This is a genomic window from Modestobacter sp. VKM Ac-2977 (assembly GCF_026968045.1).
Taxonomy (GTDB): domain Bacteria; phylum Actinomycetota; class Actinomycetes; order Mycobacteriales; family Geodermatophilaceae; genus Modestobacter.
The window spans coordinates 71,555-91,611 of sequence record NZ_JAPVBQ010000001.1 but is presented as its reverse complement, the minus strand read 5'-3'; the positions used below and the strand labels follow the sequence as shown (position 1 = coordinate 91,611).

Annotated in this window: 16 protein-coding genes; 8 read left to right on the top strand and 8 right to left on the bottom strand. The window is 72.4% G+C overall.

The window, feature by feature from the left end; all coding sequences use genetic code 11:
• Positions 1–3: 3 nt before the first annotated feature.
• The 3 genes from O2V63_RS00445 to O2V63_RS00435 form a co-directional block, all read right to left on the bottom strand.
• Positions 4–954 (bottom strand): alpha-E domain-containing protein, encoded by a 951-nt coding sequence (locus tag O2V63_RS00445; RefSeq protein WP_269165614.1) that lies wholly within the window; start codon positions 952–954, stop codon positions 4–6.
• Positions 948–2,588, bottom strand: a complete 1,641-nt coding sequence (locus O2V63_RS00440) for a circularly permuted type 2 ATP-grasp protein (protein WP_269165613.1) — start codon at positions 2,586–2,588, stop codon at positions 948–950. The genes O2V63_RS00445 and O2V63_RS00440 overlap by 7 nt, the downstream gene beginning before the upstream one ends.
• Positions 2,589–2,670: 82 nt before the next feature.
• Entirely contained in the window at positions 2,671–3,699 is a 1,029-nt protein-coding gene (locus O2V63_RS00435) for a LacI family DNA-binding transcriptional regulator (RefSeq protein WP_269165612.1), read from the bottom strand.
• Between the two features lie 198 nt (positions 3,700–3,897).
• Between O2V63_RS00435 and O2V63_RS00430 the strand changes: the two genes are divergently transcribed.
• The 8 genes from O2V63_RS00430 to O2V63_RS00395 all read left to right on the top strand — a co-directional run bounded on the left by O2V63_RS00430 (position 3,898) and on the right by O2V63_RS00395 (position 12,998).
• Positions 3,898–5,229: an ABC transporter substrate-binding protein gene (locus O2V63_RS00430; protein WP_269165611.1), complete on the top strand. Its 1,332-nt coding sequence runs from the start codon at positions 3,898–3,900 to the stop codon at positions 5,227–5,229.
• Positions 5,230–5,376: 147 nt separating this feature from the next.
• Complete coding sequence (locus O2V63_RS00425) at positions 5,377–6,363, top strand: carbohydrate ABC transporter permease (protein ID WP_269165610.1); 987 nt, start codon at positions 5,377–5,379, stop codon at positions 6,361–6,363.
• Between the two features lie 9 nt (positions 6,364–6,372).
• Positions 6,373–7,284, top strand: a complete 912-nt coding sequence (locus O2V63_RS00420) for a carbohydrate ABC transporter permease (protein ID WP_269165609.1) — start codon at positions 6,373–6,375, stop codon at positions 7,282–7,284.
• Between the two features lie 52 nt (positions 7,285–7,336).
• On the top strand, positions 7,337–8,434 hold the full coding sequence (locus O2V63_RS00415; protein WP_269165608.1) for an ABC transporter ATP-binding protein: 1,098 nt from the start codon (positions 7,337–7,339) through the stop codon (positions 8,432–8,434).
• A 109-nt stretch (positions 8,435–8,543) separates the two neighbouring features.
• Positions 8,544–9,941, top strand: coding sequence for a GH1 family beta-glucosidase (locus O2V63_RS00410; RefSeq protein WP_269165607.1), 1,398 nt, complete (start codon positions 8,544–8,546; stop codon positions 9,939–9,941).
• A 13-nt stretch (positions 9,942–9,954) separates the two neighbouring features.
• Entirely contained in the window at positions 9,955–10,905 is a 951-nt protein-coding gene (locus tag O2V63_RS00405) for a glycoside hydrolase family 88 protein (RefSeq protein ID WP_269165606.1), read from the top strand.
• A gap of 118 nt (positions 10,906–11,023) precedes the next feature.
• A complete protein-coding gene (locus O2V63_RS00400) occupies positions 11,024–12,022 on the top strand; it encodes a pirin family protein (protein WP_269165605.1) in 999 nt (332 codons plus the stop codon).
• Between the two features lie 10 nt (positions 12,023–12,032).
• Positions 12,033–12,998: a pirin family protein gene (locus O2V63_RS00395; protein ID WP_269165604.1), complete on the top strand. Its 966-nt coding sequence runs from the start codon at positions 12,033–12,035 to the stop codon at positions 12,996–12,998.
• A gap of 42 nt (positions 12,999–13,040) precedes the next feature.
• Here O2V63_RS00395 and O2V63_RS00390 read toward each other — a convergent pair whose 3' ends face one another.
• From O2V63_RS00390 to O2V63_RS00370, 5 genes are all read right to left on the bottom strand, one after another.
• Positions 13,041–14,117 (bottom strand): calcium/sodium antiporter, encoded by a 1,077-nt coding sequence (locus tag O2V63_RS00390; RefSeq protein WP_269165603.1) that lies wholly within the window; start codon positions 14,115–14,117, stop codon positions 13,041–13,043.
• Positions 14,118–14,263: 146 nt separating this feature from the next.
• Positions 14,264–15,952: a dipeptide ABC transporter ATP-binding protein gene (locus O2V63_RS00385; RefSeq protein ID WP_269165602.1), complete on the bottom strand. Its 1,689-nt coding sequence runs from the start codon at positions 15,950–15,952 to the stop codon at positions 14,264–14,266.
• Positions 15,949–17,145 (bottom strand): ABC transporter permease, encoded by a 1,197-nt coding sequence (locus tag O2V63_RS00380; protein WP_269165601.1) that lies wholly within the window; start codon positions 17,143–17,145, stop codon positions 15,949–15,951. The genes O2V63_RS00385 and O2V63_RS00380 overlap by 4 nt, the downstream gene beginning before the upstream one ends.
• A 1-nt stretch (position 17,146) precedes the next feature.
• The gene (locus tag O2V63_RS00375) at positions 17,147–18,256 is read right to left on the bottom strand and encodes an ABC transporter permease (protein WP_269165600.1); all 1,110 of its coding nucleotides are present in this window, start codon (positions 18,254–18,256) and stop codon (positions 17,147–17,149) included.
• An 89-nt stretch (positions 18,257–18,345) separates the two neighbouring features.
• On the bottom strand, positions 18,346–19,983 hold the full coding sequence (locus O2V63_RS00370; protein WP_269165599.1) for an ABC transporter substrate-binding protein: 1,638 nt from the start codon (positions 19,981–19,983) through the stop codon (positions 18,346–18,348).
• Between the last annotated feature and the right edge of the window lie 74 nt (positions 19,984–20,057).

Sequence of the window (20,057 nt, the reverse complement as noted above, 5' to 3'; positions counted from 1 at the left end):
CGCTCACCCCGCGCCTTCCGGCACCCAGACCTGGGGTGCCTGCTCGGTGAAGAACCGGTTGGTGACCGCCTCGCTGGCGGCCGAGCAGGTGCGCTGCAGCTCGTCCAGCCGGGCCGGCAGCCGCGCCAGGATCTCGTCGGTCTGCATGAACTCCAGCATCGTCCGGGCCCGGCCGACGATCCGGTGCGCCTCGCCGGCCACGCCGATCCGGTGGCCCTCGCGCACGTTGGCCCGCTCCAGCTCGGCCAGGCACCCCTCCGCCCGCTCCAGCGAGGCGAACACCGAGCGCGGGAACAGCCGGTCCAGCAGCAGGAACTCCGCGGCCCGGCTGGAGTTGACCGCGCCGCGGTAGGTGCGCAGGTAGGGCTCGTAGGCGCCGGTCGAGCGCAGCACCAGCGTCCAGGACGGCGCGGCGTCACCGGCCAGCACCCGGGTGGACAGCATCCGGGCGGTCATGTCGACCCGCTCCAGCGACCGCCCCAGGACCAGGAACAGCCAGCCCTCGTCGCGGCTCATCGTGGCGTCGGCCAGGCCGAAGACCATCGCCGAGCGCTCCCGGACGAACCGGAACAGCGAGTGCGGGCCGTACCGGCGGGCCATCGTGCGCTGCTGCGGCAACGCGTTGTGGGTGACGTTGAGCGACTCCCAGATCTCCGCCGACAGCACCTCACGCGCGCCGCGCGCGTTCTCCCGGGCAGCCGACAGGGCACCGGTGATCGAGCTCGGACTGGCCCGGTCGAAGGCCAGGGTGGCCAGCACCCGCTCGGTGTCGGCCTCCTCGGGCGGGCAGGGCGCGCCCATCAGCGCGAGCAGGTTCGCGCAGGCCCGCTGCTCGTCGATCCACGGGTCCTCGACCAGCCGCTGGGTGTGCACGTCGAGGATCCGGGCGGTGTCGTCGGCGCGCTCGACGTAGCGCCCGATCCAGAACAGCGACTCCGCGATCCGGCTCAGCACGGCGCACTCCCCCGTCCCCCGCCGTCCCGTTCCGCCAAGATGGCCATTCTGGTGGTGGTGGCTTGTTGCTGTTGCTGGGACTGGGCGAGGGCGTTGTCGTTGGGTGGGCCCGGGTCCTGGGCCGGGGGCTCGACCGACAGGTCCTCGGTGGTGAACTCGATCCGGGTCACGTCGTGCTCGGGGGCCGGCTCGACCGCCGGCCGCGGTGCGCTGATCACCCAGGTGTCCTTCGAGCCGCCGCCCTGACTGGAGTTGACCACCAGCTCCCCCTCCGGCAGCGCCACCCGGGTCAGCCCACCGGGCAGCACCCAGACGTCGGTGCCGTCGTTGACCGCGAACGGCCGCAGGTCGACGTGTCGCGGGGCGATCCGGCCGTTGATCAGCGTCGGGGACGTCGAGAGGCCGATCGGCGCCTGCGCGATCCAGTCCCGCGGGCTGCTGCGCACCTTGACCGCGAGCTCCTCCAGCGTCCGCTCGTCCGCCCGCGGCCCGATCACGATGCCCTTGCCACCCGAGCCGTCGACCGGCTTGAGCACCAGCTGGTCGAGCGAGGCCAGCACCCACTCGACGGTGTCGGGCTCGTCGAGCCGGTGGGTCTCGGCGTTGGCGAGCACGGGCTCCTCGCCCAGGTAGTACCGGATGAGGTCGGGCACCCAGGTGTAGAGCAGCTTGTCGTCGGCGACGCCGTTGCCCACCGCGTTGGCGATGGTCACCCGGCCGGCGCGGGCGGCGTTGAGCACGCCGGCGCAGCCGATCACCGAGTCGGAGCGGAAGTGCACCGGGTCGAGGAACTCGTCGTCGATCCGGCGGTAGATGACGTCGACCCGCTGCTGGCCGTCCGTCGTCCGCATGCTGACCTGGCCGCCGGAGCACACCAGGTCCCGGCCCTCCACCAGCTCCACGCCCATCTGCCGGGCCAGCAACGCGTGCTCGAAGTAGGCGGAGTTGTAGACGCCGGGGGTGAGCAGCACGACCGTGGGGTCGCTGACGCCGGCCGGCGCCGAGGCCTTCAGCGCGGCGAGCAGCCGGCCCGGGTACTCCGCGACCGGCTGCACCCGGTGGTCACCGAACAGCTCCGGCAGCACCGAGGTCATCGCCGCGCGGTTGGTGATCACGTAGCTGACGCCCGACGGCGAGCGCAGGTTGTCCTCCAGCACCCGGAAGTCGCCGGCCTCGTCGCGCACCAGGTCGATGCCGCTGACGTGCACCCGGACGCCGTTGGGCGGCACCAGCCCGTGCGCGGCCCGGTGGAAGTGCGCGCTGGTGGTCACCACGGAGCGCGGCACGATCCGGTCGGCGAAGACCTCGCCGGCGCCGTAGACGTCGGCCAGGAACGCCTCCAGGGCCCACACCCGCTGGGCCACCCCGCGCTCGATCACCGACCACTCCTGGTGGCCGATCACCCGGGGCACGATGTCCAGCGGGAAGGGCTGCTCCTCGCCGGCGTGCGCGAAGGTCACCCCGGCGTCGCGGTAGGTCTGCGAGAGGACGTCGGCCCGCGCGGCCAGCTCCTCCCCCGACATCGGCTGCAGCGAGCTGAACAGGCCGGTGTAGGGGGCGCGGGGCTGGCCGGGGGCCGCGAACATCTCGTCCCACTGCTGCCCGAGCGGGTAGCCGTCGAAGAGGTCCGCCATGCGACGAACCTAGACAGGGCCTGTGTCCCGCGCGTTTCGACGGCACCCGACCGCGACCTCCACCGGTGGGCGGCGCGGGCTGTTACGCCGAGGCGCGCCGGACGAGCGAGGTGCGGCACACCCGGGACTCCACCGCCTCCCCCACGCCCTCGATCTGGCGCAGCAGCAGTTCGGTGAGCAGCGGGGTCATGTCGGCCAGCGGCTGGGCGATCGTGGTCAGCGGCGGGTCGCACCGGGTGGCGACGGCGGCGTCGTCGAAGCCGACCACGGCGACGTCGTCCGGCACCCGCCGCCCGGCGCGGCGCAGCGCACTCAGCGCCCCCACCGCCATCGGGTCCGAGGCCACGAAGACCGCGTCCAGCTCGGGGTCGCGACCCAGCAGCGACTCCATCGCCCGGGCGCCACCGGCCTCGGTGAAGTCGCCCTCCGCCTCCAGCTCGGGGAAGGTCCGCAGCCCGGCCGCGGCCAGCGCCGCCCGGTGGCCGGCGAGCCGGTCGACCCCGGCGATCATGTCCAGCGGCCCGGTGATGGTGGCGATCCGGCGGTGCCCGGTGGCGATCAGGTGCGCCGTGGCGACCTCGGCACCGCCGCGGTTGTCGGCGTCGACGAAGGCCACCGCCCGGTCGTCGAACGGCCGCCCGCACATCACCAGGGGCACCCCGGCCTCGGCGAGGATGTCGGGCAGCGGGTCGTCGCTGTGCACCGACATCAGGATGACGCCGTCGACATGGCCCAGGCGGGCGTACCGGCCGATCTTCTGCTGCTCGCGTTCGTCCTGGGCGGTCAGGAGCACCAGGTTCAGGTCGGTGTCGGCGAGGGTCGCGGACACACCCCGCACGATGCTGGCGAAGAACGGGTCGGAGAAGACCTGGGTGTTGGGCTCGTTGAGCACCAGCGCGATGGTGTCGGTGCGCCGGGTGACCAGGCTCCGGGCCATCCGGTTCGGCACGTAGCGCAGTTCGGCGATCGCCGACCGCACCGCCTCCCGGGCCTCCGGGCTCACCCGCGGTGAGTCGTTGACGACCCGGGACACCGTGGCGCGGGACACGCCGGCGAGCACGGCGACCTCGTCCAGCGTCGGCACCGCGGCGCGCGGGGTCGTGTCGGTCATGTGTCTCCAGTGCTCGAGCCGGTGTGCTCATGGTGCACCGTGAGAGCGCTCTCCAACAGTCCCCCGGCGTTATCCACCTGTTACTTGACAGCCGGTTGTGGCCCAGACCACTCTGTGCGCCACGGCCGTGAGAGCGTTCTCACGCCCCCGGTGGACGATGCAGTGGAGCACACGTCCCGGGACCACCCAGGAGGTCAGATGTTCCATTCCTCGAAGAGCAGGGCGGCGTGGGGAGCGGCACTGGCCGCGGTCCTGCTGACCGCCGGCTGTGGCGGTTCGGACGATGCGAGCGCCGACGCCGCCGACTACGACCCGGACGCCCCGGTCACCCTGACCGTCGGCACGTTCGGCACCATGGACCTGGACAACGCGGGGCTCTACGACGAGTACATGGAGCTCCACCCGAACGTCACGATCGAGCAGAACAACGTCGCCCAGTCCGCGGCCTACTACAAGTCGCTGCAGACCCGGCTGGCCGCGAACTCCGGCCTCGACGACGTCCAGGCCATGGAGATCGGCTTCATCGCCGACGTCGTGCGCAACCACGCCGACGCCTTCGTCGACTTCGCCGCCGAGGAGAACGCCGACGAGCTGGAGGGCAACTTCTACGACTGGAAGTGGGGCCAGGCCTCCACCGCCGACGGCGAGACGATCGCCCTCGGCACCGACACCGGCCCGCAGGCCATGTGCTACCGCAAGGACCTCTTCGAGCAGGCCGGCCTGCCCACCGACCGGGCCGAGGTCGCGGAGCTCTGGCCGACCTGGGAGGCCTACCTCGAGGTCGCGGAGCAGTACATGGCCTCGCCGACCAAGCCCGCCGACAGCGCGTTCGTCGACAGCCCGGCGAGCATCTTCTCCTCCTCGGTGTACCAGGGCGACCTGGCCTACAACGACGAGGAGGGCAACCCGATCCCGGCCGAGAGCGACGGCGTGCAGCAGGCGTGGGACTACGCGAGCCAGGCCGCCGACGAGGGGCTGACCGCCAACCTCAGCCAGTTCGGTGACGAGTGGAACGCCGCCTTCTCCAACGGTGCGTTCGCCACGATCGCCTGCCCGGCGTGGATGCTCGGCTACATCAACTCCCAGATGGGTGAGGCCGGTGCCGGCCTCTGGGACATCGCCCCGCTGCCCGGCAGCGACGAGAGCGCCAGCAACTGGGGCGGCTCCTTCCTCGGCGTCCCGGCCGACGGCCCGAACGTCGAGGCGGCCAAGGACCTCGTCGAGTGGCTGACCGCACCGGAGCAGCAGGTGAAGATGTTCACCCGCGCGGCGCACTTCCCCTCCAGCCCGCAGGCCGCGGAGGACCCCGAGGTCGTCGGGGCGACCAACGAGTACTTCGGCAACGCCCCGACCGGCGAGATCTTCGGTGAGGCGGCAGCGAACATCCAGCGCACCCCGATCGGCCCGTACGACACCCAGATCCAGGAGGCGTTCACCACGGCGCTGACCGACATCGCCTCCGGCGGTGCGGATCCCGAGGAGGGCTGGGAGAACGCCCTGCAGGCGGCTCGCCAGGCCACCGGCGGCTGACCCCAGCTCCAGCAGCTGCCGACCGGAACGCGGTGCCCGGGGGCGTCGAACGCCCCCGGGCACCTGCCCCGGCCCGCCGTCCCGGCCCGCTCGAGCCCCCGGGACCCTTCCGGCCCGATCCGCGCACCCACCCGTCGAGGACCCTGCATGACCATCGCCAGTGGCACCGTCCGCGAGGCGGCGATCGCCGCACCACCACCGGCCCCGGCCGCCACCTCCCCCGCCCGCCCGCGCAAGCGCCGGCAGCTGACCCGCAACCGCTGGGGCTACGCCTACGTCGCACCCTTCTTCCTGGTGTTCGCGGCGTTCAGCCTCTACCCGTTCATGTACACCGCCTGGGTCTCACTGCACGAGACCAGCCTGTCGAACATCAACGGCGGCACCTGGGTCGGTCTGGACAACTACCGCAACCTGCTGCAGAGCGAGTTCTTCTGGAACGCCGCCCGCAACACCCTCACCATCGGGATCCTCGCCACGGTGCCGCAGCTGTGCATGGCCCTGGGGCTGGCCCACCTGCTGAACTACAAGCTCCGCGGCCGCACCTTCTTCCGCACCGTGATGCTGATGCCCTACGCGACGTCCATCGCCGCGGCGACGCTCGTCTTCTCCCAACTGTTCGGCCGCGAATACGGCCTGATCAACACCATGCTGGAGGCCGTCGGCCTCCAGGCGATCGACTGGGAGGCCGGGACGGTCAGCAGCCAGGTCGCCATCGCGGTGATCGTCACCTGGCGCTGGACCGGCTACAACGCGCTGATCTACCTGGCCGCGATGCAGTCGATCCCCGGCGAGCTCTACGAGGCCGCGGAGATCGACGGCGCGAGCAAGTGGAAGCAGTTCCTGCACGTGACGATCCCGTCGCTCCGCCCGACGATCCTGTTCACCATCGTCGTGTCGACCATCGGCGCGGTCCAGCTGTTCGGTGAGCCGCTGCTGTTCGCCGGCAACGGCACCACCTCCGGTGGCTCTTCCGGGCAGTACCAGACGCTCGGCCTGCTGATGTACCAGCAGGGCTGGAGCAACTTCCACATCGGCCAGGCCGCCACCACCGCCTGGGCCATGTTCATGATCATCCTGGTGATCGTGGGGGTCAACGCCGTCATCGGCCGCCTCCGCGCCCGGGCCGACCGGTAGGAGACCGGCATGGCGACCCTCGCGATCCCCGCCACCGACACCGGCCGGGACACCCCGCCCGCTGCGCCGGCGACCCGCCGCCGCGGCCACCGCGGCGGCAGCAAGGCCGGCAAGCCCGGCCCGGTGACCTACACGCTGCTGACCCTGGTGGCACTGGTCTCGATCTTCCCGCTCTACTGGACCCTCGTCGCGGGTTCGCACACCAACGCCGAGATCGCCGCGACCCCGCCGCCGTTCCTGCCCAACGCCAGCCTGTTCGACAACTTCAGGGCGGCCCTGGACCAGGCGCCGATCGGCAAGGCGATCATCAACTCGGTCCTGGTCTCCGGCAGCATCACCGTCGGCACCGTGCTCTTCTGCACCCTGGCCGGGTTCGCCTTCGCCAAGCTGCAGTTCCGCGGCAAGGGCCTGCTGCTCTCGCTGGTGATCGGCACGATGATGGTGCCGACCCAGCTGGCGGTGATCCCGCTGTTCATGATGATCGCCGAGCTGCAGTGGGTGAACCAGCTGCAGGCGGTCATCCTGCCCACGCTGGTCAGCGCCTTCGGCGTCTTCTTCATGCGGCAGTACCTGATCTCCGCGCTGCCCAACGAACTCCTGGAGGCCGGCCGGGTCGACGGCGCCTCGACCTTCCGGATCTTCTGGTCGATCGTCGTCCCGGTCGCCCGGCCGGCGATGGCCGTGCTGGCGATGCTCACGTTCCTCACCGCCTGGAACGAGTTCTTCTGGCCGCTCATCGCGCTGACCACCGCCAACCCGACGGTCCAGGTGGCGCTGGCCGGACTGGGCTCGGGTTACGTGCCCCAGCGCTCGGTGATCATGGCCGGCACGCTGCTGGGCACCCTGCCCGTCCTGATCGTCTTCACGATCCTGGGCAAGCAGATCGTCGGCGGCATCATGCAGGGCGCGGTGAAGGGATGACCCACTGCGCGACCCCGTCCTCCCCCTCCCTCCCCCCGAGAGGTGCCTGACCATGGCCACCGTGTCCTTCCAGCAGGCCAGCCGGATCTACCCCAAGTCCGAGCGGCCCGCGGTCGACTCCCTGGACCTGCAGATCGCCGACGGCGAGTTCCTCGTCCTGGTCGGGCCCTCCGGGTGCGGCAAGTCCACGTCGCTGCGGATGCTCGCCGGGCTGGAGGAGGTCGACTCCGGGTCGATCGTGATCGGCGACCGGGACGTCACCGACTCCCCGCCCAAGGAGCGGGACATCGCCATGGTGTTCCAGAACTACGCCCTCTACCCGCACATGACGGTGGAGGAGAACATGGGCTTCGCGCTCAAGCTCGCCGGCATCTCCAAGGACGAGCGCGCCACGCGGGTCCGCGAGGCGGCCAAGATCCTGGACCTGTCGGACTACCTGTCCCGCCGGCCCAAGGCCCTCTCCGGCGGCCAGCGCCAGCGCGTGGCCATGGGCCGGGCGATCGTGCGCAACCCGCAGGTCTTCCTGATGGACGAGCCGCTGTCCAACCTGGACGCCAAGCTGCGCGTGCAGACCCGCACCCAGATCGCGGCCCTGCAGCGCCGGTTGGGCACCACGACCGTCTACGTCACCCACGACCAGGTCGAGGCGATGACGATGGGCGACCGGGTCGCGGTGCTCAAGGACGGCGTCCTGCAGCAGTGCGACACCCCCGGCGTCCTCTACGACCGGCCGGCCAACGTCTTCGTCGCCGGCTTCATCGGCTCCCCGGCGATGAACCTGGTCACCGGCGACGCGGTGGACGGCGGCGTGCAGGTCGGCAGCGCGGTGCTGCCGGTCCCCCGTGACCAGCTGACCCGCGCCGCGGCGAGCAACGGGAAGGTGACCGTCGGGTTCCGCCCCGAGGCCGTGCGCCTGACCGGCCCCGGTGAGGGCCTGCCGGTCCGGGTCAACGTGGTGGAGCAGCTGGGCTCGGACGCCTTCCTCTACACCTCGCTCGCCGACGCCCCCGACGACGTCCTGCACTCCGCGGACCTCGTGGTGCGCACCGAGCCCCGCACCCCGGTCGCCTCCGGGCAGCAGCTCTGGCTGGGCACGGACCACGGCGCCCTGCACGTGTTCGACGCCCAGACCCAGCAGCGGGTCGACTGAGAAAGGGCCCCCCTGCCCCCGCCCCTGCAGGGGGGCCGCTCCCTCCCACCTCCGCACGGCTGACCTCGCCGTGCGGTCCCAACACGCCCTCGCAAGGAGCACTCCTGTCATGACCTCCACCGACGTGCGCCCGCAGACCGCTGCCGGGTTGACCTTCCCGCCGGGCTTCGTCTTCGGCGCCGCCACCGCGGCCTACCAGATCGAGGGCGCGGTCGACGTCGACGGCCGCGGGCCGTCGATCTGGGACACCTTCAGCCACACCCCCGGCAAGACCTTCCAGGGCGACACCGGCGACGTCGCCGTCGAGCACTACGTCCGCTACCCCCAGGACGTCGCGCTGATGAAGGACCTGGGCCTGGACGCCTACCGGTTCTCCGTCTCCTGGTCCCGGGTGCTCCCGGCCGGCGCCGGTGCGATCGAGCAGCGTGGCCTGGACTTCTACCGCCGGCTGGTCGACGAGCTGCTGGAGAACGGCATCGCCCCGTGGCTGACGCTGTACCACTGGGACCTGCCGCAGGCGCTGCAGGACCGCGGTGGCTGGGCCGACCGGGACACCGCGCTGCGCTTCGCCGACTACGCCGGGATCGTGTACGACGCCCTGGGCGACCGGGTGCCGCACTGGTCGACGCTGAACGAGCCGATGTGCAGCTCGCTGCTGGGCTACATGGCCGGCCAGCACGCCCCCGGCCACCAGGACCCGGTCGAGGCCTCCCGCGCGGTGCACCACCTGCTGCTCGGGCACGGCCTGGCCACCCAGGTCATGCGGGACAAGGGTGCCGACCACCTGGGCATCACGCTGAACTTCACGCCGATGTCGCCGGCCACCGACTCCCCCGCCGACGTCGACGCCGCCCGCCGCCTCGACGGGCAGCAGAACCGGATGTTCCTGGTGCCGATCGCCACCGGCGAGTACCCGGCCGACGTCGTCGCCGACCTGGCGGACGCCGGCGCACCGCTGCCGATCGAGGACGGCGACCTGGAGGTCATCTCCACGCCGCTGGACTGGCTGGGCGTGAACTACTACTTCGAGTCGACGGTCCGCGGGCTCAGCGAGCCCAGTGGCAAGCACCCGACCTTCATCGGTGCCGAGCGCGTGGAGGACCTGGCGCCCGAGGGCCCGACCACCACGATGGGCTGGGGCATCTCCCCGGAGGCGTTCACCGCGCTGCTCACCCGGATCTCCGGGATCGCACCCGGGCTGCCGCTGTTCATCACCGAGAACGGCTCGGCCTGGCCGGACGAGGTCTCCGCGGACGGTCAGGTGCACGACCCCGAGCGGGTCGACTACCTGCTGCGGCACCTCGCGGCGATGACCGAGGCGATCGACGCCGGGGCCGACGTCCGCGGCTACTTCGCCTGGTCGCTGCTGGACAACTACGAGTGGGCCCGCGGCTACGCGCAGCGCTTCGGTCTGGTGCACGTCGACTACGCCACCCAGGTGCGGACGCCGAAGGACAGCGCCCGCACCTACGCCGACGTCATCCGCAACGCCAAGGACGGCGTGTGACCTCCACCTGACGGTGCTGGACGACGACGTCCGCGAACGGGTGCTGACCTGCCTGCTGGTGGGGCAGCGCCACTCGTGGGACCAGGGGCTCACGGCCGCCGTGCTCGAGGACTCGGGCGCGGCGGCCGCGCTGCGTGCGCTGGTCGACGACGCGGTGGCCCGCCAGCTGCCCGACGGCCGGCTGGCCGAGCTGGACCCGGCCTGCGCGGTGAACGGCGCGGCGGTGGGTGAGTTCGTGGACTCCCTGGCCCACCGGCTCGGCGACCCGGCGCTGGCCGCAGCCGCCACCCGCCAGCACGGCTGGCTGCTCTCCGGTGCGCCACGGGCCGCCGACGGGACGCTGTTCCACCTGCTGGGCAGCCGCCAGGTCTGGGCCGACTCCGTCTACATGGTGGTGCCGTTCCTGGCCTGCCGGGGCGATGGCGCGGCCGCGGTCACCCAGCTGGCCGGTCACCGCGCCCGGCTGCGCGACCCGGCCACCGGCCTGTGGGCGGCCCGCTGGGACGAGGACGCCGGGGCGTTGGCCGACCCGCGCGCCTGGGGCACCGGCAACGGCTGGGTCGCCGCCGGCGCGGCCCGGGCGGTGCGCTGGCTGCCGGGGGCCGCCGGCACGGCGGTCGCCGGTGAGGTGCGCGCCCTGCTGGACGCCGTCCTGCCCCTGCGCCGTCCCGACGGGCTCTTCGGCGACGTGCTCGACGACCCGGCGACGCCGGCGGACACCAACGTCGCGGCGATGCTCGGCGTCGCGGCGCTGACCGGGGCGGCAGAGGGCTGGCTACCGCACCGGTACGGGAGCGTCGGGGAGTCGCTGGTCGCCGCCGTGGGCGAGCGGGTCGACGACCTCGGCCGGGTCACCGGCGCGAGCGCGGCGCCGCACTTCGACCGGCCCGGCCACTCCCCCGAGGCCCAGGCGTTCCTGCTGCTGGCCGACGCGGCCTGCCGGCGCTGGCGCGCCGGACGCTGAACCGGCGCTGCGGCCGAGCGGGACGGGCGTCGTCCGGCTGGTCGGCTGAGGAGGAGACAGCCCGGCTGCCGCGGCCTACAGTGACTGCTAGTTGAGCCCTCAACAGAAGTGAGCCGCCATGCCCGCCGTGACCGTCGAGGACACCACCGCCCTCGCCCGGGTCCCCCTGCCCGCGCCCCGCACGGTCCGCCGCCGGGTGCGCTCGGTGACGACTGCGCCGTCCGGCTTCGAGGGCGAGGGGTTCCCGGTCCGGCGCGCCTTCGCCGGCGTCGACCTGCGTGCCCTCGATCCGTTCCTGCACATGGACCAGATGGGCGAGGTCGAGTACGCCCCCGGTGAGCCCAAGGGCACCTCCTGGCACCCGCACCGCGGCTTCGAGACCGTCACCTACCTCCTCGACGGCACGTTCGAGCACGCCGACAGCCACGGTGGCGGCGGCACGATCAGCGACGGCGACACCCAGTGGATGACCGCCGGCGGCGGCGTCCTGCACATCGAGCGGCCACCGGAGGCGCTGGTGCTCAGCGGCGGGCTGTTCCACGGCCTGCAGCTGTGGGTGAACCTGCCCGCGGCGCAGAAGTGGGTGGAGCCGCGCTACCAGGACCTGCGGGCCCGCCAGTCGGTGCTGCTGACCAGCCCGGACGGCGGCGCGCTGCTGCGGGTGATCGCCGGCGACGTCGGCGGGCACCGCGGCCCGGGCAGCACCTACACGCCGATGGCGATGGTGCACGCGACCGTCTCCCCCGGTGCCTCGCTGGACCTGCCCTGGCGGCCGGACTTCAACGCGCTGGTCTACGTGCTCTCCGGGTCCGGCGCGGTCGGCATCGACGCCGCGCCGGTGCACACCGGGCAGCTCGCCGTCCTCGGCCCCGGCGACACGGTGACCGTGCACGGGACCCGGCCCGGCGACCGGCACGCCGAGGCCCGCACGCCGGACCTGGACGTCGTCGTCCTCGGCGGGCTGCCGATCCGGGAGCCGATCGCGATGTACGGGCCGTTCGTGATGAACACCCGGCAGGAGGTGCTGGACGCGATGACCGACGCCTCCGCCGGCCGGCTCGGCACCATCCCGGCCGCGCGGGTCGCGCACGGTGACGTGCACGGCCTGAGCGAGTAGGAAGGCGGCCATGAGCAACCTCGAGCCGCGGCCCGCGCCGCACGAGCTGGGCGGGCGCGCCCAGGCGTCGGCCGGGCCGGCGCTGGACCTGCTGCCGGGCAAGGAGGTCCTGCTCGGCGAGGCCACGCACGTCCGCCGGCTGCTGCCCACGCTCGGCCGGCGGCTGGTCGGCGCCTGGGCCTTCGTCGACCACTACGGCCCCGACGACGTGTTCGGCTCCGCGGGGATGCAGGTGCTGCCGCACCCGCACACCGGGCTGCAGACGGTCTCCTGGCTGCTGGACGGCGAGGTGCACCACCGCGACTCGCTCGGCAGCGACGTGCTGATCCGGCCGCGGGAGCTGGCGCTGATGACCGCCGGCCACGCGATCGCGCACGCCGAGCAATCGCCGGCGGTGCACCCGCGGTACCTCCACGGCGCGCAGCTGTGGGTCGCGCTGCCCGACGGCGTCCGGGACGTCGCCCCGGCCTTCGAGCACCACACCGCACTGCCGGGCTTCGACTCCGACGGGGTGCAGGCGACCGTGCTGATGGGCGCGATGGCCGGCGCCACCTCACCGGGGACGGCGCACACCCCGCTGGTCGGCGTGGACCTGGCGCTCTCCGCCGGTGCCGACGTCGAACTGCCGCTGGAGCCGGACTTCGAGTACGCGGTGCTCACCGCCTCGGGGTCCGCCGACGTCGAGGGCGTGCCGCTCACCCCGGGGGCGATGCTCTACCTGGGCTCGGGCCGGCGGACCGTGCGGCTGCGCGCGGAGGCCGCCGCCCAGCTCCTGCTGCTGGGCGGCGAGCCGTTCGAGGAGCGGATCGTGATGTGGTGGAACTTCGTCGGCCGCTCCGGTGAGGAGATCGCCGAGTACGCCGAGCAGTGGGCCGAGGGCGACCGGTTCGCCGACGTCCCCGGCTTCGACGGCCACCGGCTCGGCGCCCCCGCCCTGCCCCCGCTCCCCCTCAAGCCCCGCGGCCGCGTCCGGTAGAGAACCCCCAGGGGCCAAGGTCGCGATCTCGGCCCCTCCGGGTCAGGGCGTGGCGTGGGCCCGTCGCCGTGTCCGGACCTCCCGGACGGTGAGCACCGCCAGCCCGACGGTGGTCAGCGGCAGCAGCCCCCACTGCGCCACCGCGGTGAACGCCGGCGCGGCCGCCGAACCCACCGCGGGGAGCACCAGGACGGCGAGGTAGATCGCGTACCAGGCGAGCAGCAGCCCGCCCTCCCAGCGGACCAGCTTGGCTCCGGTGAGCAGCAGCGGCACGAACCCGAGCGTGACGGCGATCATCACCGGCAGGTCGAGGCGCAGTGCGGAGGCGTCGACCGGGAGGCCCCCCGGAGCGACGACGGCGGTGAGGCCGAGCACCACCCCGATGTTGAGCACGTTGCTGCCCACGATGTTGCCCAGTGCCATCTCCCGCTGGCCGCGCACCGCGGCCACCACCGTGGTGACCAACTCCGGGAACGAGGTACCGACGGCGACCACGGTGAGCCCGATGACCAGGTCGGAGAGCCCCAGCGCGGAGGCGATCGCGGTGGCGGCGTCGACCAGCATCCGGGCGCCGACCACCAGCAGGGCGACCCCGCCCAGCAGCATGCCGACGGGAGCGAACACCGTGCGAGGCCGGAGAGCTGGCCGTGCGGCCTCGGTGGCGTCCGGGGCCTCCTCGCGCCGACCGGCCACCACCTTCCAGCTGAGGTACGCCACCGCCAGGGCCACCAGGAGCATCCCCTCCCACAGTGCGACGGTGCCGTCCACGGCGAACAGGAACAGCAGGACCGACAGGCCCAGGAGCGCCGGCAGGTCACCGCGCAGCAGCTTGCGGTCCACGGCCAGCGGCGCGGCGAGCGCGGTGATGCCGCCGACCAGCAGCACGTTGGCGATGTTGCTGCCGACCACGTTGCCGACCGCGATCCCGGCCACACCGGTCAGGGCGGCGCCCAGGGAGACGGCCAGCTCGGGTGCGGCGGTGGCGAAGGCGACCACGGTGAGCCCGATGACCAGCGGGGAGATGCCGGCCGCGCGGCCCAGGGCCGAGCCCCCGCGCACCAGCAGCTCCCCGCCTGCGGTGAGCAGGGCGAGACCGGCCAGCAGCTCGAGCACCGTCATGCCCGACCCGGTGCCCACTCGGCCCCGGGATCAGGCCTCGACCGGAGACCGTTCCCGGGGTGGCCACCTGCCCGTCGACCGGGCGCAAGCTGCGTGCTCGTGGGCGCCGCACGGAGGGGCCGGCGTCGCGACTCCGGCCCCTCCGGTCAGCTGTCCGCGGCGCGGAGGGCGTTCCAGTGGGTGCGGCGGCGGGCCTGCTCGTCGGGGTCGGGCACCGGCAGCGAGGCGATCAGCCGCTGCGTGTACGGGTGCTTCGGCGCGCCCAGCACCTCGGCTCCCGTGCCCTCCTCCACCAGTTGGCCGCGGTAGAGCACCGCGATCCGGTCGGCGAGCAGGTCGACGACGGCCAGGTCGTGGCTGATGAACAGCGCGGCGAACCCGAGCTCCCGCTGCAGCTCGTCGAAGAGCTCCAGCACCCGGGCCTGCACCGACACGTCCAGCGCGGAGGTCGGCTCGTCGGCGATGAGCAGTTCCGGCTGCAGCGCCAGGCTCCGGGCCAGGCTGGCCCGCTGCCGCTGCCCACCGGAGAGCTCGTGCGGGTACCGGTCGCCGAACGCCTTCGGCAGCTGCACCGCCTCCAGCAGCTCGTCGACCCGCGGCCGGGCCGCGCGCGGGTCCTTGGCGCGCTTGTGCACCACGAGCGGCTCGGCCACGGCGTCGGCAATGGTGAGCAGCGGGTTGAAGCTGGACGCCGGGTCCTGGAAGACGAACCCGATCCGCTCGCGCACCGGCCGGAACGTGCGCTCCTTCATCCCGTTCATCTCGGTGCCCAGCACCGTGAGCGAGCCGTCGCTGACCTTGGTCAGGCCGGCGATCGCCCGCCCGATGGTGGTCTTCCCGCTGCCGGACTCGCCGACCAGACCGAGCACCTCACCCGGCCGGATGCTGAAGCTCACGCCGTCCACGGCGACGAAGTCCGGGCGGCGCATCCGGCCGGGGTAGACGATCCGCAGGTCCGTCGCCTCGACGACGGGCGCGGACCGCTCCCAGCCGGCCGTCCGCCGGACGGCCCGCTCCTGGGTGCGCTCGACGCCCTGCCCGAGCCGCGGGACGGCGGCCAGCAGCTGCTGGGTGTAGGGGTCCTTCGGTGCGCTGAACAGCGTCCGCACGTCGGCCTGCTCGACGATCCGGCCCTGGTACATGACGGCGACCCGGTCGGCCAGGTCGGCGACCACGCCCATGTTGTGCGTGATCAGCACGATGGCGGCGCCGAAGTCGTCCCGGCAGCGGCGCAGCAGCTCCAGGATCTCCGCCTGCACCGTGACGTCGAGCGCCGTCGTCGGCTCGTCGGCGATGATCACGCCGGGGTCGAGCACCAGGGCCTGGGCGATGACGATCCGCTGCTTCTGCCCGCCGGAGAACTGGTGCGGGTAGTGGTCGACCCGGTGCTCGGGGTCGGGGATGCCGACCAGGCGCAGCACGTCGATCGCCTTGACCCGGGCCTCCTTCTTGCTGTACTGGCCGTGTGCCCGCAGCCCCTCGGCGATCTGCCAGCCGATCGGGTAGACCGGGTTCAGCGAGGTCGAGGGCTCCTGGAACACCATCGCGGCGTCCTGCCCGCGGACCTCGCGCAGCTTGGCACCGGACAGCGGGACGACGTCGTGCTCGTCGGTGCCGTCCTTGCTGCTCAGCACCACCGCACCGCGCACTCGCGCGGTCTCCGGCAGCAGCCCCAGGATGCTGCGCGCGGTGACGGTCTTGCCGCTGCCGCTCTCCCCCACGATGGCCAGCACCTCACCGGCCTGGACGGCGAGGGTGACGTCCTGCACCGCGGTGACGGTGCCGGCGTCGGTGGCGAAGGAGATCTGCAGGTCCTTGATGTCGACGACGCTCATGAGCGGGTCCCTCCTCCGTCCCGGCCGGTCACGTCCGGCCCGGCCACCTGCCCCTCGGCGGGTTCGGCACCGGTGGCACCGGCCGAGGCCGGCGTCCCGGGTCGCTCGCCGGCCACCGTGACCCCCAGGCCACCGACGCCCGCCGGCCCCCTGGTCAGCGCGCCACCGGGGACGGCGGCGACCTCGCCCTCCTCCGCAGGCTCCTGGTCGGCCACCCGGCGGCGGGTGCGCAGCCGGGGGTCGGCGAGGTCGTTGAGGCTCTCGCCGACCAGCGTCAGCCCGAGCACCACCAGCACGATCGCCAGGCCGGGGAACAGCGAGGTCCACCAGATGCCGCTGGTCACGTCGGACAGCGACTGCTGCAGGTCATAGCCCCACTCGGCGGCCTCGGTGGCCTCGATGCCGAACCCGAGGAAGCCCAGGCCGGCGAGGGTGAGGATCGCCTCGGACGCGTTCAGCGTGAGGATCAGCGGCAGCGTGCGGGTGGCGTTGCGCAGCACGTGCCGGAGCATGATCCGGCGGTTGCTCGCACCGATGACCCGGGCGGACTCGACGAACGCCTCGGACTTGATCCGCACCGTCTCGGCCCGGACCACCCGGAAGTACTGCGGGATGAAGACCACCGTGATCGAGATGGCCGCGGCCAGGATGCCGCCCCACAGGCTGGACTGCCCGCCGCTGATCACGATCGCCACGATGATCGCCAGCAGCAGCGCCGGGAACGCGTAGATCGCGTCGGCGATGACGACGAGGACCCGGTCCAGCCAGCCGCCGAAGTAGCCGGAGACCAGCCCGAGCAGCACGCCGGCAACGATGGACAGCAGGACGGCGACGACGATCACGTACAGCGCCGTCCGGGAGCCCCAGATCACCCGGGACAGCACGTCGTACCCGCCCACGGTGGTGCCGAGCAGGTGGTCGCCCGACGGTGGCTGCTGGGCGCCGAACAGGCCGTCGGCGTCGCGCAGCTGCCCGTACTCGTAGGGCGCGAGCAGCGGCGCGAACAGCGCAGTGAGCAGGAAGACGCCCATCAACACCAGCCCGGCCACGAGCATGCCGCGCTGCAGGCCGACGCTCTGCCCGAGCTGGTGGACGATCGGCAGCCGGCGCCAGGAGCGACGCCGGCGGGCCGGCGTCCCGTCGGGTTCGCCGGCCGGGCCGGCCTGGGTAGGCACGGAGGTCGCCGTGGCCATGTCAGTACCTCACCCGGGGGTCGATGAGCGCGGCGATGATGTCGACGATGAAGTTGGTGACGGCCACGATGACCGCCAGCAGCACGACGATGCCCTGCACGGCCACGAAGTCGCGGGCCTGCAGGTACTGGGCCAGCTGGAAGCCCAGGCCCTTCCACTCGAACGTCGTCTCGGTGAGCACGGCGCCGACGAGCAGGATCGCGATCTGCAGGCCCATGACGGTGATGATCGGGATCAGCGCAGGGCGGTAGGCGTGCTTGCGCAGCAGCCGGGACTCCGCGACGCCGCGGGAGCGGGCCGCCTCCACGTAACCGGTGCCCAGCGTGCCGATCACGTTGGTGCGCACCAGCCGCAGGAAGATCCCGGCGGTCAGCAGGCCGAGTGCGATGGCGGGCAGGACGGCGTGCTCCAGGACGTCGGAGATGACGTCCCAGTCGCCGGTCTGGAACGCGTCGATCAGGTAGAAGCCGGTCGGGTTCTCCAGGAACTGCAGCTCGATCTCGGTGCCGGTGGAGGCCCGGCCGGCCACCGGCAGCCAGCCCAGCCCGGAGGCGAAGACCAGCTTGAGCAGCAGCCCGGCGAAGAAGACCGGCGTCGCGTAGCAGAGGATCGCGAAGACCCGCAGGACGGCGTCGGGGAAACGGTCCCGGGAGTAGGCGGCCAGCATGCCCAGCGGGATGCCGACGATGAACGCCACGATCAGCGCGTAGACCGTCAGCTCCAGCGTGGCGATGCCGAAGGTGGTCAGCACCTCCAGGACCGGCCGCCGGTCGCTGAGGGTGGTGCCGAAGTCGCCCTGCACCAGGTTGCCCAGGTACTCGAGGTACTGGGTGAACAGCGGCCGGTCGTAGCCGGCCTCCCGGATCCGCTCGGCCAGCTGGTCGGCCGGCAGTCGCCCGCCGAGCGCAGCGGTGATCGGGTCACCGGTGGCCCGCATCAGGAAGAAGACGGTCGTGACCAGGATGAAGATCGTCGGGAAGATCAGCAGGAACCGGACCAGCAGGTAGCTGCCCAGCCCCCCGCTGCCCTTCCGCCGGCGCCGCGGCGCGGGGTCGGGGGTGCCGGCGGGGTCGGCCGTGCTCCCGGTGCGTTCGGTCGTGGTGGTGGTCATCTCTCCCAGCCTGAGGTGGCGGCGGACATGCCGGTGCCCCGGGCGACCCGCGGACGGCGGGTCACCCGGGGCAGTCTGCTCCGGCTCGATCAGCCCTTGCTGAGGGCCCCGTAGCGGAACTTGAAGGACGGGTCGAGGGTGTCCTCGGCGCCCTGCACGTCGGTCCCGGTGACGGCGACCTGGGCACCCTGCAGGTAGGGCAGCGTCGACAGGTCGTCGGCGACCTCGCCCTGGATCTGCTCGATCAGCGCCTGCCGCTCCGCCGGGTCGGTGGTGGTGGCCTGCTGCAGGATCAGGTCGTTCACCTCCTGGTCGGAGTAGTGGTTGGCCAGGAAGTTCTCCGTCAGGAAGAACGGCGTCAGGTAGTTGTCGGCGTCGGAGTAGTCCGGGAACCAGCCGAGCTGGTAGGCCGGGTAGACGTCGGCGACGCGGTCCTCGGAGTACTGCACCCACTCGGTGGTCTGCAGGTTGACCGTGAACAGCCCGCTGGACTCCAGCTGGTCCTTGATCAGCGCGTACTCGTCACCCGAGGACGGGCCGTAGTGGTCGTTGGAGTACTGGAGGTTCAGCTCCACCGGCGTCTGCACGCCGGCCGCCTCCAGCACCTGCCGGGCCGCCTCGACGTCCGGGCCACCCGAACCGTCGCCGTACTTCTCCAGCAGCGGCTCGACGGCGCCGGTGAGGCCCTCGGGCACGAAGGAGTACAGCGGTGTGTAGGTGCCCTTGTAGACCTGCTCGGCCAGCTCCTCGCGGTCGATCAGGTGCGCCGCGGCCTGCCGGACGGCGAGGGCCTTGGCCGGGTCGGCCTCCGGCGTCGTCGCGCCGTAGGGCTGGGTGTTGAAGTTGAACGTGATGTAGCGGATCTCCCCGCCCGGGCCGTCGACGACCTGGACGGAGTCGTCGCCGCGCAGGTCCTCGACGTCGGTCGCCGTCAGGCTGCGGAAGGCGACGTCGACGTTGCCCTCCTGGACGTCGAGCTTCAGGTTCGACGAGTCGGCGTAGTACCGGACGTTGACCGTCTCGGTCTCCGGCGCGCCCAGCAGGCCCTGGTAGCCGTCGAACGCCTCGTAGGAGACGAGGTTGTTCTGGTCGTAGTTGGTGATCGCGTACGGGCCGGCGAAGGCGTTGCCCTCGACGATCTCCTGGTCCGTGGTCAGCGCGTCGGCGGCGAAGACGTCCTCGTCGACGATCGGGCCGGCCGGGCTGGAGAGGATCTGCGGGAACACCTGGTCGTCGGGCGACTTCAGGTTGAACACCACGGTGGTGTCGTCCGGGGCCTCGACGCTGTCCAGGTTGTAGAGCAGCGACGCCGGGCCGTTCTCGTCGTTGATCGCGACCATCCGGTCGAAGGAGAACTTGACGTCCGAGGCGGTGAGCTCGTTGCCGTTGGCGAACGTCAGCCCCTCCTTCAGCGTCACCGTGTACTCGGTGGGCGAGGTGAACTCGGCCGACTCGGCGATGTCCGGCTCGACGTCGGGGCTGCCCAGCGGGGTGTTCATCAGGAACGGGTAGACCTGGTTCATCACGGCGAACGAGCCGTTGTCGTACGAACCGGCCGGGTCGATCGTGGTGATCTTGTCGGTGGTGCCGACGATCAGCGAGTCGCCGCCGCCGGAACCGCCGCCGTCCCCGTCATCGCCGCCGCACGCCGACAGCGCCAGGGCCGTCGCCGTGATGCCCGCTGTGGCGACCAGCGCACGCCGGCCACTCCTGGACACGGAGTTCATCCGCTACCTCGATCTCATGGGGTGGCGGCCCGTGGGCGCAACGGTGCGCCGCGACGGCCGCCGAAGGCCTTCTG